Origin of the sequence: Azospirillum agricola, from assembly GCF_017876095.1 — a bacterium.
Taxonomy (GTDB): domain Bacteria; phylum Pseudomonadota; class Alphaproteobacteria; order Azospirillales; family Azospirillaceae; genus Azospirillum; species Azospirillum agricola.
Genome location: NZ_JAGINM010000002.1, coordinates 78,637 through 93,201, shown reverse-complemented (window position 1 = coordinate 93,201; position 14,565 = coordinate 78,637). Strand labels below are relative to the sequence as shown.

Here is a 14,565-nt window from a genome sequence, read left to right as displayed (position 1 = left end):
ACGAGGTTTTCCCGACAACCCCACTGATGGGTTGTTTTTCCTATAACATGGGCGCCGGCCACTCGCCACCCATGGAGCCCCGCCGTGCCGCCCTCCCCCGCGCCCTTCCTCCCCCTCCCCATGCGGCGCATGGGTCGCCGGACCATGGACCATGGAACGGGGCCGGAAAAACGTTCCACGGTGTTTCAAACGTTCCAAACGTTCCACTTCCCGTTTTCCAGGCGCGGCACGCGGCCCCCGCCACCGCGCGGCCCCGCTTCCGTACAAACCCGTATCCCAAAAAATTCACTTGAATCGCCGCCGGAAAAGCGTAATTCAAAGCGAACGACGCACCCGCACGTGCCTATGGCCCTCTGTGGTTATGCTACGACGTACCGCGTCCTTTTTGGCAGAACCGACCATTCCAGTGGGTCGGTCCCGAGAGGGAGGTCAGTATGTACGCTGCCCACGGTGGGGCTGTGAGACGGTAGCCCTGTAGCCGGTTCATCGACGCGCTGTTGCCCGGAGCTTCGCAGCCCGGGGCCGCTGCCCGACCCGGCTTTCCGTCTCCCACCCTCCCCTATCCGATCCATTCGCCGATTCCGCTCCGCGCGCCAGCCTTGGCCGCAACGGGTCGCCGTCTGCTTTCTGGGCCGGCTTCGCCGCCGCGCCCAGGGTATGGAGTTGCGCCATGGGCTTCCTGCGTTCCCGTTCCGCCGTCACCCCGCTCCGCCGCAACGGCTCGGCCACCGCCACGACCGTCTCGCTGTCGAGCGGCCGCCGCACCACCGTCACCCAGGCGGTCGCCCTGCACCGCCCGGAGGAGCCGATGCACTGCATCCGCCCCGGCGTGCTGGCCGACACCGCCGAGAGCTTCGTCGCCGCCTTCGGTGAGGCGACCGCCTCGGTCGGGCGCGGCGGCGACGTGCTCTACGCCGTGAAGTGCAACCCGGAACCGGCGGTGCTGCGCGCCCTGTGGGCCGGCGGCGTGCGCCATTTCGACGTCGCCTCCCCCGGCGAGATCCGCCTGATCCGCCAGATGTTTCCCGAGGCGGTGCTGCACTACATGCACCCGGTGAAGGGCCGTCAGGCGATCCGTGCCGCCTACCAGCAGTACGGCGTCCGCGACTTCGTGCTCGACAGCCGCGAGGAGCTGGACAAGATCCTGGAGGAGACCGACGGCGCCGCCGACCTCGGCCTCGTCGTCCGGCTGGCGCTGCCCAAGGGCAACGCCGTCTACGACCTGTCGGGCAAGTTCGGCGCCGCCATGGCCGACGCCGTGGAGCTGCTGCGCGCCGTCCGCGCCGCCGCCCCCAAGGTCGGCGTCTCCTTCCATGTCGGCTCGCAGATGCTCGACCCGGCCGCCTACGAGCGGGCGCTGGCGTTGGCCGGGCGCGTGATCGCCGAGGCCGGCGTGACCATCGACGTGCTCGACGTCGGCGGCGGCTTCCCGGTGTCCTATCCGGGCGTCACCCCGCCGCCGCTGGGCGACTTCATGGCCGCCATCGCGCGCGGCGTCGCCGCCCTCGGCCTGCCGGAGACCTGCCGCGTCTGGTGCGAGCCGGGCCGCGCGCTGGTGGCGCCGGGCGTGTCGCTGGTCGTCCAGGTGGTCAAGCGCCGGGGCGACGAGCTGTTCATCAACGACGGCGTCTACGGCGCCCTGTCGGACGCCGGCGTCCCCGGCTTCCGCTTCCCGGCGCGGATGATCCGTCCGTTCGAGGCGATGACCGACGCCGGGGGCGTGGAGTTCAGCTTCTACGGCCCGACCTGCGACAGCGCCGACAGGATGAACGGCCCCTTCCTGCTGCCCGCCGACATCAAGGCGGGCGACTGGATCGAGCTGGGGCAGCTCGGCGCCTACGGCTCCTGCCTGCGGACCGCCTTCAACGGTTTCGACCAGGCGAAGGTGGTCGAGGTGGCGGACGCGCCGCTGCTGGAGACCCCCGGCTACCTCCTGCGGTCGTGCGCCGCCTGACGGCGGCAATCGAACGTCCCGCCGGAAACTGTGGATAAAGTCTAAAGACACCCGTACCATCGACCAGCCGGCGCCATCCCGCCCTTCTTCACCGAAGAGGCGGGAGCGCCGGCTTGCGTCGTCGTTTCGATTACTTCGGCAAACTACCTTGGAGGAGCACGCAATCATGGCCCTGGACACGAAGTTCCAGACGTTCACAGGCCGCATGGTCATCGTTGGTTTCGGTTCGATCGGCCAGGGGGTTCTGCCTTTGCTGTTGCGCCATCTGGACGGCCTGACGGCCGACCGGATCACCATCGTCACGGCCGAGGAGCGCGGGCGCGAGGAGGCGGAGAAATACGGCGTCGCCTTCCACAACAACCCGCTGAACAACGACAACTTCTTCCAGATCCTGAAGCCGCTGCTCGACAAGGGCGATTTCCTCGTCAACGTGTCGGTCGACGTCTCGTCGATCGCCTTGATCGAGTTCTGCCATCGCATCGGCGCCAACTACATCGACACCTGCATCGAGCCCTGGGCCGGCGGCTACACCGACCCGACCCTGTCGCCCTCGCTGCGCTCGAACTACGCGCTGCGCGAGACCGCGCTGGCCACGCGCGACAAGCTGGCCGGCGGCCCGACCGCGGTCATCACCCACGGCGCCAACCCCGGCCTCGTCTCGCATTTCGTCAAGCAGGCCCTGCTCAACATCGCCGCCGACACCGGCGTCGAAACCGACATCCCGACCGACCGCGACGGCTGGGGACGGCTGGCGCAGAAGCTGGGGATCAAGACCATCCACGTCGCCGAGCGCGACACCCAGGTGTCGAACCAGCCCAAGCAGATCGGCGAGTTCGTCAACACCTGGTCGATCGACGGCTTCGTCGGCGAGGGCTGCCAGCCGGCCGAGCTCGGCTGGGGCACGCACGAGCGGCATTTCCCCGAGGACGGCCGCCGCCACGACTTCGGCAGCGACGCCGCCATCTACCTGATGCGGCCCGGCGCCTCGACCAAGGTGCGGACCTGGACCCCGCTGGAGGGCCCCTTCCACGGCTTCCTGATCACCCACAGCGAATCGATCTCGATCGCCGACTATTTCACGGTGCGCGAGGGCGGACAGGTGGTCTACCGGCCGACCTGCCACTACGCCTACCACCCGTGCGACGACGCGGTGAAATCGATCCACGAGCTGGCCGGCAAGAACTGGGCGATGCAGGCGACCCAGCGGCTGATGATGGACGAGATCACCAGCGGCATGGACGAGCTGGGCGTGCTGCTGATGGGCAACCCGAAGGGCGCCTACTGGTACGGCTCGCGCATGACCATCGACGAGGCGCGGGAACTGGTCCCCTACAACAACGCCACCTCGATCCAGGTGACCTCCACCATCCTGGGGGGCATCGTCTGGGCGCTGGAAAACCCGAATCGGGGCGTCGTCGAACCCGACGAGATCGATTTCCGCCGGGTGCTGGAGATCGCCACGCCCTACCTCGGCGAGGTGGTCGGCGCCTATGGCGACTGGACGCCGTTGCAGGACCGCAACCTGCTGTTCCCGGAGGACATCGACGAAAGCGATCCGTGGCAGTTCAAGAACTTCCGCGTGCTCTGAGCGGCCGGGCCTAGGACCGGCGGTGGCCGGGCGGTAACAGCCGCCCGGCCACCACCGGACGTCCGAACCGAAACCGTTGACTTGGCGGGGCGCTTCCCCCAATCGTTCGTGCCATGCCCACGCACGCTCCCCGGCGCGCCCGCGCCAACGCCAAGCCCGCCTCGTCCCTGATCCTGCGCTCCGGCATCGTCGGGCTGATGATCGCGTGCGGGGTGGCGACCGTCGATCTGGCCAGCGCCCAGTCCCCCGCGAAGGAACCGCAGCCGCCGGTTCTGCTGACCGCCGACCAGGTGACCTTCGACGAGCCGAACGGCATCGTCACCGCGACGGGCAACGTGGAACTGGCGCAGGACAAGCGCAGCGTCCGCGCCGACACGATCACCTACAACCAGAAGACCAAGGTCGTCACCGCGACCGGCGCCGTCCGCCTGGTCGAGCCGTCGGGCGACATCGTCTTCGCCGACTACGCCGAGCTGACCGACGACCTGAAGGACGTGTTCATCGAGAACATCCGCGTCCTGATGATCGACAACGGCCGCATGGCCGGCAACGAGGGCGAACGGCGCGAAGGCCGGCTGACGCGCGTCAACCGCGGCGTCTACAGCCCTTGCGACCTGTGCAAGACCGATCCGACCCGGGCGCCTCTGTGGCAGATCCGCGCCGTCCGCATCGTCCACGACAACCAGGAGCACGAGGTCCGCTACAAGGACGCGACGATGGAGATCTTCGGGATCCCCGTCGGCTACACGCCCTACCTGTCGCACCCCGACCCGTCGGTCGACCGCAAGAGCGGCTTCCTGACGCCGTCCTTCGGCAACAGCTCCGACCTCGGCTTCATCCTGAAGAACCATTACTACTGGGACATCGGGAAGGACCAGGACGCGACCTTCGACCTCCAGGGCTATTCCAAGCAGGGGTTGCTTCTGGGCGGCCAGTACCGCAAGCGCTTCGAGAACGGCCGGCTTGAGCTGGAGGGCGCCATCACGCGCGCCGACCTCGCCAACGGCCAGCAGACCGGCGCGCCCAAGGACAAGCGCACGCGCGGCTACGTCGCCGCCAAGGGCCTGTTCGACATCGACGAGACCTGGCGCGCCGGCTTCGACCTGAAGCGGGCGAGCGAGGAGACCTTCCTGCGCCGCTATTACGACTTCCGCGAGGATTATCTCACCAGCAAGGCGTATGTGGAGGGGTTCCAGGGGCGCAACTACGCCTCGGTCGCCGCCTACGGATTCCAGGACCTGCGCTACGGCAACACGGTTGCCGAGCCGATCGCCGTGCCGGCGGCCCGCTACAACGCGCTGGGCGAGCCGGGCAGCCTGCTCGGCGGGCGCTGGTCGTTCGACACCAGCCTGCTGGCCGTCACCCGGCCGGACGACGCCGGGCCGAACAGCCGGCGCTTCGTGGTGCAGCCGGGCTGGGAACGCAACATCATCGCGCGCGCCGGCTTCATCACCACCCTGTCGGCGAGCGTGCTGGCCGCCGGCTACACCGCCGACCGCTTCAACTCGTCCGATCCGACGACGCGCGGCACCGGGGAGTCGAACGGCGTCCGGCTGTTCCCGCAGGGACAGCTCACCGTCCGTTACCCGTTCGTCCGCTACGGGGCGTCCTCGCAGCAGCTGGTCGAGCCGATCGTGCAGCTCACCGCCTCGCCCAAGCTCGGCAACAGGAAGATCTTCCCCAACGAGGACAGCCTCGACGTCGAGTTCGACGAGGTCAACCTGCTGACGCCCAACCGCTACACCGGCATCGACCGGCTGGACGACGGCGTACGCGTGACCTACGGCCTGCGCACCGCTCTGTACGGCTACAAGGAAGGGTCGGCCAGCCTGTTCCTCGGCCAGAGCCGCCGCCTCACCGACGCCAACTCCGGTTTCCAGGTCGGTTCGGGTCTCGAGGACCGGGTGTCGGACTATGTCGGCCGGCTCGACCTTCAGCCGGCCGACTGGCTGGACGTGAACTACGGCTTCCGCATCGACCACGACACCCTGAGGCCGCGCCGCCATTCGCTGAACGCCTCGGCCGGCGTGCCGCTGCTGCGGGTGTCGACCGCCTACACCTACGTCGACCAGACCGCCTCGCGCGCCGCCGTCACCCAGGACCGGGTGGAGCAGGCGACCTTCGGCCTGTCGTCGGCCTTCTCGGATCACTGGAGCCTGGGCGTCGCCCACGTCCAGGCGATGGAGCCGCAGCCGGGCGCGCGGACCAGCCTCGCCACCCTGACCTACAACGACGAGTGCCTGGTCTTCCAGACGGTGCTGCGCCGCGACTACACCACAACGGCCGGCGACGTGAAGGACGGCAACAGCATCTTCTTCCGCTTCGTCTTCAAGAACGTCGGCGAGATCACGACCCCGGCCATCAGCGCGAGCTTCCTGGGCGGCGGTTCGTCCTCGTCCAACTAGCCAGCAGCGGCAGGATGTCCGCCAGACGGCCGACCTTGTGGTCGGCCGTTCGCGTTTCGGCACCGGCCTCCGGATTGGCATCCGAACCGACCAGCAGCTTCAGCCCGACACCGGCCGCCTGCGCCGCCTGCATGTCGGTCGGCTGGTCGCCGACGAACACCGAGCGGGCAAGGTCGAGGTCGAGGCGCCGCGCCGCCTCCAGGATCATCCCGGGGCCGGGCTTGCGCCAGAAGCTCTCGCGGGCGTAGCGCTCGACCGGGCCGCCGCGGTGGTAAGGGCAATGGAAGACCCCGGCCAGTTCGACCCCGCGCGCCCGGAACTCCCCCGTCATCCAGGCGGTGAAATCGAGGAACTCCGCCTCGGTGAAATAGCCGCGCGCGATGCCCGACTGGTTGGTGATGACCGCGACGCGGTAGCCCTGGTCCACCGCCGCCCGCGCCAGATCGAAGATGCCGTCCATGAACTGGAAGCGGTCATGAGTGACGACATAGCCGTGATCGACGTTGACGACACCGTCACGGTCGAGGAACAGGGCGGGACAGGGCAAGGCGCGGAACTCCCGGTGGCGGACAGGCGATGACAAAGTTCGGGCGTTGGTAGCATGGGGCGGGCAACGTGGAAACAATGTCCGGGCCATTGTCTGTGACGGCGCTGTCAAGGGGTTGCATCGCACCGGCGTTGCCGCTAGCCATAGTGCCCTTCCCCGCCACACCGCTGCGACGCATCATGACCCTCGGACGCTATGATTACGAACGACGCTACCGGCGTCGTGTCTGGGCCGGCTTCGGCAAGTTCGGGCTTCTGGCGGCGGTGATCCTGGGGGTCGGGCTGTTCGCCTACCAGATGGGCATCGAGCAGTTGAAGGGCCGCGACGTCACGCTGCGCGAGGAGATCGCCACCCTGTCGCGCCAGAAGGCCGAGTTCGAGCTGCTGGCCTCGCAGATGCAGACGGCGGCCCGCACGGCGGAAGCGCGCAGCGCCGAGCTGGAGGCGCGGCTCCAGCGCGAGGTGCCGACCGGCGACCTCGCCCGCCTGTCGCAGCTCGTCAGCGAGCGGCTGAAGGGCGGCCTCGACGCCAACCGCCTGTCCTTCGTGATCTCCCAGGCGCAGACGCCGCGCAACTGCCAGCCGGCGGACAGCAAGCGCTTCGTCCTGTCGACCCCGCTGCTGAAGAGCGGCGTGCGCGGGACCACCTTCGGCAACGGCACCATCACGGTGTCCGGCGAGGGGCAGTCGTCGCACAACAACCAGGGCAACCCGGAAAGCTGGTTCGACCCCGGCCAGCCGGTGACGATCAAGATCACCGGGATCGGCGGCAAGACCGCCACCGCCACCGGCGTGCTGCCGCTCCACCAGTCGCTGGTGGTGGACAACAACGAGTACCGCTTCACCTTCGCCGCCGGCCAGCGCTCCTTCGTCGACGTCACCGCCGACCGCTGCGCCTACCCCTGACGCTTTGCCCTAGCCGGGCACCGCGAAGGAGCGCGGCGCCTCGCCGCGCGCGTGGATGTCCCACATGGTCGTGAAGGCGCTTTCCAGGCCACGGGCGAAGCGCGCGCTGTCGAACAGGGGGGCCGCCACCCGGTTGGCCGCAAGGCGTGAGCGCAGCGCCTCCAGCGCTTCCGGCCGGCGCGCGAGGTCGAGCGCCATCGCCTCGTAGGCCTCCCAGCTTTCGGCCACGAGGTCCGGCAGGCCGACGGCGCGCAGCAGGCTGGCGCCGACCCGCGCGGCGAAGCCCCCGCCCAGCATGGTCAGCACCGGCAGGCCGGCCCACAACGCCTCGCCGGCGGTGGTGTGGGCACCGACCGGGCCGGTGTCGAGGAACAGGTCGGCCAGCCGGTAGCGCGCCAGATGGTCCGGCCCGGGCAGGCGTGGCGCGAAGACCAGCCGATCCGGCGCCACTCCCCGCGCCGCCGCCTCGCGCCGCAGGTTGCCGGGGACCTCGGGATGGCTGGCCAGCAGCCAGAGGACCGAGCCGGGAACCGCGTCGAGCAGGCGGCACCAGCGGCCGAACAGCTCCGGCCCGATCTTGTAGGCGGCGTTGAAGCAGCAGAAGACGACGCCGTCCTCGGGCAGCCCGCAGGCGGCGCGGCCGGGTGTCGGGCCGATGGCGCGGGTGCGGTCGTTGGGCTGGTAGCTGCCGGGCAGTTGGACGATACGCTCGCTGTAGTCAGCCTGCCGGTCGAAGGGCGCCACGGTGGCGTCGGCGATGACGTAATCGATGAAGCCGGCCCCGACGCTGCCGGGATAGCCCAGCCATTGCGCCTGGACCGGTGCCGGCCGGTGGGCGGCGATGCCCGGCCGGGCGTTCTGGGTGTGCCCCTTCAGATCGACCAGAAGATCGATGCCCTCGCCATGGATGCGGCGGGCGGCGTCCCCGTCGGAGAGCGCCGACAGATCGATGAAGCGATCGAAGCCGCGCCGCAGACGCGCCCGCATCGGCCCGCCGTCGTCGGCGCCGTGCGACAGGCCGACGATGGTGAAACGGTCGCGGTCGTGCCGTTCGATCAGTTCGGCGATCAGCACGGCGGTCGCGTGCTCGTGGTAGTCGGCCGACAGATAGCCGACGCGCAAGCGCTCGCCCCGCTCCCTGCGGCTGGGGAAGGCCGGACGGATGCCACGCGTGCGCCACGCGCTGTAGCGTTCGGCGCACGCGCGTTCCAGGGTCGGGCCGGCGCCCTCGCCCAGGAAGATCCAGGGATGGACCTGCTCGGTCCGTCCGTCGCGCACCGCCGCGATGAGACGGCCCGACAACTCATCCAGCCCGTCCCAGCGCGCGAGATGCCGGCGCTGCTGCACCAGTTGGGCCAGCACGCCTCCGGCGTCGGACAGGCCGAGGCGCAAGGCCCGCTCGAAGCCCGGCAGGCTTTCGGGAATGCGCTCCGTCTCCTTCAGAGCCAGCGCCAGATTGGCGTGCGCCTCGGCCAGATCGGGGCGCAAGGCCAGCGTGTTGCGGAACCCCCGGACGGCGCCCTCCCCGTCCCCACGGTCGCGCCGGACGGCGGCGAGGTTCAGCCAGCCCGCCGCCAACCCGCGATCGGTCGCCAGCGCGCGGCGCAGCGCCGCCTCCGCCTCGTCCCAGCGGCCGAGAGCGCGCAGCATGGCGCCCTCGTTGCAGGCGGCACCGGCGAAGGACGGCATGAGGCGGGCGGCCTCGCCATAGGCCTCCGCCGCCTCGCCGGTGCGGCCGAGTGTTTGGAGCGTGACGCCGAGATTGAAATGGTTGCCGCCGAATCCCGGCAGCCAGGCGACGGCCCGGCGGTGATGCGCCTCCGCTTCCGCCGCCCGGCCCTGCCGGCGCAGCGCCTCGCCGAAGTTGGAGCGGGCGACCGCCTCCTCCGGCGTGCCGGCCTCGCCCAGCGCGTCGAGCGCCGCGAACAGCGCCGACAGAATGGCCGGATCGCCCGGCCGTTCGGACAGCCGGCGGCGCTGCTCGCGAAGCGCCGCGCGCGGATCGGTGCCGGCGGTCACGTCACTTGCGCTGCCACTGGCCGGCCGGCGTCATGACGAACTGGCCGGCGGGCGTGCGCTCGACCAGCTGCTGGCCGGCGACCGCCTGCACCTTGTCGAGCGCGGTGCCGTTGCTTGCGGCGATCTGCTTGTACCGGGCGAGCCGCTGGGCGTTGACCTCGGCGACCAGCGTCTCGACCAGCGGCGGCGCGCCGGGGAGCGAGCCGACCAGCCCGTCCGGCCGCTCGCCGATCTGCCCGGCCGTCTTGGCGGCGGCCAGCGCGTCCTGAGCCATGGCGGGGGCGGAGGCCAGGACGGGAGCTCCAAGCAGGAACAGGGCGGCGGTCAGGGTGCGGAAAAAACGGCTGGTCATGGCGTCTTCCCCTTGGAAGCGGCCGGCGCGGCGCCGGACACGGAAGCGGGCGGCAGGCCGAACAGGCCGGGATCGTTGCGGATGGCGCTGTCGACGTCGCGCTCCAGCCTGACGCGGACCTCCTGCTCGATGCGGACGTTCAGGTTGATCTCGATCGGTTTGTCGGGCGCCTCGATCTTCACGGTCGGGGAGCAGGCCACCAACGCCACGGCGAGAAGCGGTGGTGCCAGCAGGCTGGGGAATCGGGTCTTGGTCGTCATGGTGGCGTTCAAGGGTCCTTACTTGTCGAAACCGGTCATGCGGTCGCGCACCGCGTCGGGGATGCGGGCGGCGTCGAGGCTCTGGCGCAGGATCCGGTCGAGCGCGCCCGACAGCTTAAGGTTAAGCGCGACCGGATGACCATCATAGAATGAAGGGTTGGCGCCGCGCACCGACAGGCCGACGCTGAGATCGGCCCCCGCCTCCCCGTCGATGGTCAGGCGCAGGCTCTCGTAACGGAAGTCGGTCAGCGCCCCGAGCAGCATCGCGCCGGGGCTGCCGTCCTCTCCCTGAAGGGAGGGCGGCGGATGGGCCGGGTCGTAACGCAGGGTGCCGGCGTCCCGTGCCTCCAGCACGCCGCCGTCGAACCGGACATGGTCGCCGTCCAGCCGGACCGGCAACGTGCCGGACAGGGTGCCGGTGGCCTCCATCCCCTCGACGTCGATGAGGTCGAAGATTCGGGCGAGGTCCACCCCCTCGGCACGGAGAGTCACCGTGCCCTTGGGCGCGGTCGACGACAGCTCGAACGGATCGGCGCGCAGCCGCCCGCCCGCCCAGCCCCACACCGCCTCGTCGACGTCGAGCCGGCGGTCGCGGCCGTAGCCGAAGCGGACGGTGCCGTCGGTCAGCGGCACGCCGACGTCGAGCAGCGCCACCGCCAGCTTCTGGCCGTCCGGGATGATCGGCGGCGACAGGCTGGAGAGGGCGACGGTCCCGTTCACCCCGCCGACCGTGACCGGCCCGACCCTGCCGGCGGCGTCCTGAATTCGAATCTGCCCGGTGGAACGGGTGCCGGCGGCGCCCCAGGCCAACGCTCCCTTGACGGTCAGGGTGCCCGAGGCGCCGCCGATCGATCCGGCCAGCAGCGGCGACAACGCCTTCACCCCTGGCCCATTCGGGACGAGGCGCACCGGTTTGGTCTGGAGATCGGCCCGGCCTTCGCCCGTCCGTGCATCGTGGGTGCCGGTCAGGCTGGCCGTCAGCAGCCCCTGAGCCCCGGTCGCCGTGCCGGTGAAGCGCCAGACCATGTCGTCCGCCGCCTGCTCCCCCTGGACCTGAAGCGCCAGCGGCACCAGCTCGGCCGGGTTGACGGTCCGGCGCAGCACGGCGGCGCGCGCGTCGACCCGCTGTCCGGGCGGCGATTGCGTCCAGGCCACCGACAGGCCGTCGACACGCAGGGCGCGCGCCGGCAGATCCAGGCGGGGCGCCCGCAGGTCGGCCGCCAGGGCCAGCCCGTCGCCGGACCAGCGCAGGGCCGAGGCATCCTTGGGCGCGCACAGGGTCAGCCCGTTCGGCAGGGCGAGGGATTCGCCGTGCAGCGAGAGCCCCTCCCCCGCGCCCTCCAGGCAGCCGAGCGGCGTTGCCGTCAGCGCCCAATCCGACAAAGCCACAGCCACGGTGCCCGACAGCCGCGCCCGTCCGCCGAGCGGCACGTCCAGCGCGGCACCGGCGCTATCCAAGGGGCCGAAATCGATGGCGGCGTCCAGTTGCAGCGCCCAGCGGTCGGGATCGAGGCCGATCCGGCCTACGTCAACCACGGCTCCTTCGAAGCCGGCGCGGCGCAGGGCCATGGTCGCGGCGGCGCCCAACCCGGCATCGGCGAACAGGACGGCGGGCACGGCGACGGCCACCGCCGCCCCGGCCAGCAGAGCCGCCATCCTCCTCCATCGCCGCCTCCGGCGCACCGTTCCGACGCTGCTCTCGACCAAAAGCCGTCCCCCGTTCTTCAACCCGCCGTCATCAACACCCACTTGCGACCCTATCGTCCGTGACTTTTGGAGGATAGTGTGGGGACCGCCGGGCGGCTTTGCATCGGGTGGCTTTTCCCCTATGGTCCCCGGCGCGGAATTCGGAACATCGGAGTGTTTCGCATGTTGCGGTGGACCCGCGTCTTGCTGGCGGCCCTGTTCGCCACGTTTCTAATCTCTCAGGGGGAGGCCAAGGCCTTGGATCCGGAAAACACCCTTTACCTCGACCTCAAGGACGGTCGAGTCGTGATCGAGATGCGTCCCGACCTGGCGCCCAACCACGTCGCCCGCATCAAGGAGCTGACCCGCCAGGGCTTCTACAACGGCGTCGTCTTCCACCGCGTGATCGACGGCTTCATGGCCCAGACGGGCGACCCGACCGGCACCGGTTCGGGCGGCTCGGGCAAGAAGCTGAAGGCCGAGTTCTCCAGCGCCCCGCACATCCGCGGCACGCTGTCGATGGCCCGCACGCCCGATCCGGACAGCGCCGACAGCCAGTTCTTCATCTGCTTCGCGCCTTCCTCCTTCCTCGACCGCCAGTACACCGTCTGGGGCCGTGTCGTCGAGGGCATGGAGTTCGTCGACAACATCAAGAAGGGCAGCCAGGCCGCCAACGGCGCGGTCAAGGATCCCGACAAGATCGTCAAGATGCAGGTCGCGGCCGACGCCAAGTAAGGCCGGGAAGGAAAAAGCCCTTCTTCCGCACCGGAAGAAGGGCTTTTTCCTTTGTATGGATGCTCAAACCTTGATCGACGCCACGAAGCGGTCGGCGTCGCTTTCGAGCTGTTGCAGCTCGGTGGTGAGCTGACCAGCGGAATACATCATCTCGACGGCCGACTTTCCGGTCTCGGCGGCGGTGATGGCCATGGTGCTGACGCTCTCCGACACCTCGTGCGAGTTGTGGGTGGCGCGGTCCACCGCCGAGGCGATCTTCTGCGTGTGCTCCAACTGCTGGCTGACGGCGGCGGACACCTCGCCGGACAGGATCTGCACCTCCTCCACCGTGGCGCGGATGGCGCGGATGGCGTCGACCACATCGGCGGTGGCGCCCTGGATGGCACCGATCTGCGAGCCGATGTCCTCGGTCGCCTTGGCGGTCTGACCGGCCAGCACCTTGACCTCCTGCGCCACGACGGCGAAGCCCTTTCCCGCTTCGCCCGCCCGCGCCGCCTCGATGGTGGCGTTGAGCGCCAGCAGGTTGGTCTGCCCGGCGATGTCGGTGATCAGCCGGACGATCTCGCCGATCCGCTGCGAGCTGTCGGCCAGCGCCTGCACCGCGGCGTCGCTCTGCCGCGCCCGGTTCACCGCGCGCTCCACCGCGGTCGAGGTGGTGGTGACCCGGCCGCCGATCTCGCCAATCGAGCTGCTCAGCGTCTGCGACACCGTGTTGACGATGCCGACCACCTCCGACGTCTGCTCCGCTTTCTCCGCCGTGTGGAGCGCCTGCTCCTTCATCGTCTCGGCGATGTCGCGCAGCAGATGGGCGCCGTTGCGGATCTGCTCGGTGGCGTTGCCGACGGTGCCGAGCACCCGGCCGAAGGCACCGTCGAAGTCGGTCGCCACCTCGCGCAGCGACGCCTTGCGGTCGGCCTCGGCGCGGCGCTCGGCCTCGCGCGCCTCGATCTCCAGGTCATGGGTGCGTTGCAGGTTGTCCTTGAACACGGCGACGGCGCGGGCCATGGCGCCGATCTCGTCGCGACGCGTGGTGCCGGGCACGGCGGCGGCGCGGTCGCCGGCCGCCAGCTTCTCCATCGCCGCCTCGATCAGCCGCAGCGGGCCGGTGATGCTGCGCGCCACGAACAGGCTGGTGACGATGAAGCCGACGAGCAGCACCGAACCGGCCATCAGTGCGTTGGCGGTGACCTCCTCGCCGACGGCGTTCTGCGTGTTCACCGCCCCGGCCATGCCGGCGTTGGCGCTCTCCAGCAGCGCGTCGAAGCGCGGGACGAGCGCCTGGAAGGCGCCGTTGAAGGACTGGACCTGGGCACGGAACGCCTTGCTGCCGTCGACGAACTTGCCGAGGTCGGTGCGGTAGGTGCGCGCCAGCCCCTCCAGCTTGAGCTGGGTGGTCTCGTCCAGCCCGGCGTCGGCGAGGAAGAAGGTGAACTCGTTGAAGGCCTTGCGATGCCCCGACAGCATCCCCTCGTCCTGGTAGATGATGAAGTCCTTCTCCATCTTGCGCATCGATTCCATGCGGCCGGACAGCTTGTCGGCGTTGGGCCACTGCTTCAGCTCATCCTCGATGGCCTTCGCCGAGGCGCGCAGGGCGCCGCGCAGGCCCGTCTCGTCGGTCAACCCCAGCTCCTTGGCCTTGTCGACCACGCCCGAGAACTGGCCGTTCAGGCCGGACAGGCCGCCCACCACCTGCTCGATATCCGCCCCCGCCATCAGTTCGCCGGCCTTGTCCTTGATGCCGGCCAGCAGTTCCACCGCCGCTCCGGCGTTGGCCTCGAAGGAGCGGGCGGCCTCGGCGTCGCGCTCGGCCACGAAGCGCTGGCCCTGGAACTGGAGGCGGGCGACCCGGCGTTCGACGTCGGTGATCTGTTCGTAAATCCCGCGGAACCGGTTCATCTCGGCCGTCGCCTCGAACACCTGCCGCGCGCCGACCGCGACGGTGCCGCCCAGCAACCCCACCGTGACCAGGGAGGCGACGACCAGCAGCGCGATCCGCGTGCCGATGGAGAGGTTGGACAGCATGGGCCGGGTTCCTTTTCGACTGGGCCGGATTTTCACAAGGCCGATCATCCGCCGGATGGGAGGGTCTCCGGCGGGCGGCAAAGATTAACGCC

At 69.9% G+C, this 14,565-nt stretch carries 11 protein-coding genes; 5 read left to right on the top strand and 6 right to left on the bottom strand.

What is annotated here, in order from left to right:
- The first annotated feature begins 670 nt into the window (after positions 1-670).
- The 3 genes from J2847_RS02820 (at position 671) to J2847_RS02810 (ending at position 5,947) form a co-directional block, all read left to right on the top strand.
- Positions 671-1,954 carry a type III PLP-dependent enzyme gene (locus J2847_RS02820; RefSeq protein ID WP_209776858.1) on the top strand — a complete coding sequence of 428 codons (1,284 nt, stop codon included), beginning with the start codon at positions 671-673 and terminating at the stop codon, positions 1,952-1,954.
- A gap of 166 nt (positions 1,955-2,120) precedes the next feature.
- Complete coding sequence (locus J2847_RS02815) at positions 2,121-3,542, top strand: homospermidine synthase (RefSeq protein ID WP_209776856.1); 1,422 nt, start codon at positions 2,121-2,123, stop codon at positions 3,540-3,542.
- A gap of 113 nt (positions 3,543-3,655) precedes the next feature.
- Complete coding sequence (locus tag J2847_RS02810; RefSeq protein ID WP_209776855.1) at positions 3,656-5,947, top strand: LPS-assembly protein LptD; 2,292 nt, start codon at positions 3,656-3,658, stop codon at positions 5,945-5,947.
- On the opposite strand, the gene J2847_RS02805 is transcribed toward J2847_RS02810, so the two are convergent.
- Entirely contained in the window at positions 5,904-6,494 is a 591-nt protein-coding gene (locus J2847_RS02805; protein WP_209776854.1) for a D-glycero-alpha-D-manno-heptose-1,7-bisphosphate 7-phosphatase, read from the bottom strand. The genes J2847_RS02810 and J2847_RS02805 overlap by 44 nt on opposite strands.
- Before the next feature lie 179 nt (positions 6,495-6,673).
- On the opposite strand from J2847_RS02805, the gene J2847_RS02800 reads away from it, so the two are divergent.
- Positions 6,674-7,399: a hypothetical protein gene (locus J2847_RS02800; protein WP_085556803.1), complete on the top strand. Its 726-nt coding sequence runs from the start codon at positions 6,674-6,676 to the stop codon at positions 7,397-7,399.
- A gap of 9 nt (positions 7,400-7,408) precedes the next feature.
- Here the strand turns inward: J2847_RS02800 and J2847_RS02795 are convergent, their stop codons facing one another.
- From J2847_RS02795 to J2847_RS02780, 4 genes are read right to left on the bottom strand one after another with little or no spacing between them, the layout of a single operon-like run.
- Positions 7,409-9,418, bottom strand: coding sequence for an O-linked N-acetylglucosamine transferase, SPINDLY family protein (locus J2847_RS02795; RefSeq protein WP_209776852.1), 2,010 nt, complete (start codon positions 9,416-9,418; stop codon positions 7,409-7,411).
- 1 nt (position 9,419) lies between these two features.
- Entirely contained in the window at positions 9,420-9,770 is a 351-nt protein-coding gene (locus J2847_RS02790; protein ID WP_209776851.1) for a YdbL family probable chaperone protein, read from the bottom strand.
- On the bottom strand, positions 9,767-10,030 hold the full coding sequence (locus J2847_RS02785; protein WP_209776850.1) for a YnbE family lipoprotein: 264 nt from the start codon (positions 10,028-10,030) through the stop codon (positions 9,767-9,769). Before J2847_RS02785 ends, J2847_RS02790 begins: the two co-directional genes overlap by 4 nt.
- Before the next feature lie 18 nt (positions 10,031-10,048).
- Complete coding sequence (locus J2847_RS02780; RefSeq protein ID WP_209776849.1) at positions 10,049-11,686, bottom strand: intermembrane phospholipid transport protein YdbH family protein; 1,638 nt, start codon at positions 11,684-11,686, stop codon at positions 10,049-10,051.
- 213 nt (positions 11,687-11,899) lie between these two features.
- Between J2847_RS02780 and J2847_RS02775 the strand changes: the two genes are divergently transcribed.
- Positions 11,900-12,451, top strand: coding sequence for a peptidylprolyl isomerase (locus tag J2847_RS02775; protein WP_209776847.1), 552 nt, complete (start codon positions 11,900-11,902; stop codon positions 12,449-12,451).
- A 63-nt stretch (positions 12,452-12,514) separates the two neighbouring features.
- On the opposite strand, the gene J2847_RS02770 is transcribed toward J2847_RS02775, so the two are convergent.
- On the bottom strand, positions 12,515-14,473 hold the full coding sequence (locus J2847_RS02770) for a methyl-accepting chemotaxis protein (RefSeq protein ID WP_209776845.1): 1,959 nt from the start codon (positions 14,471-14,473) through the stop codon (positions 12,515-12,517).
- Positions 14,474-14,565 lie beyond the last annotated feature (92 nt).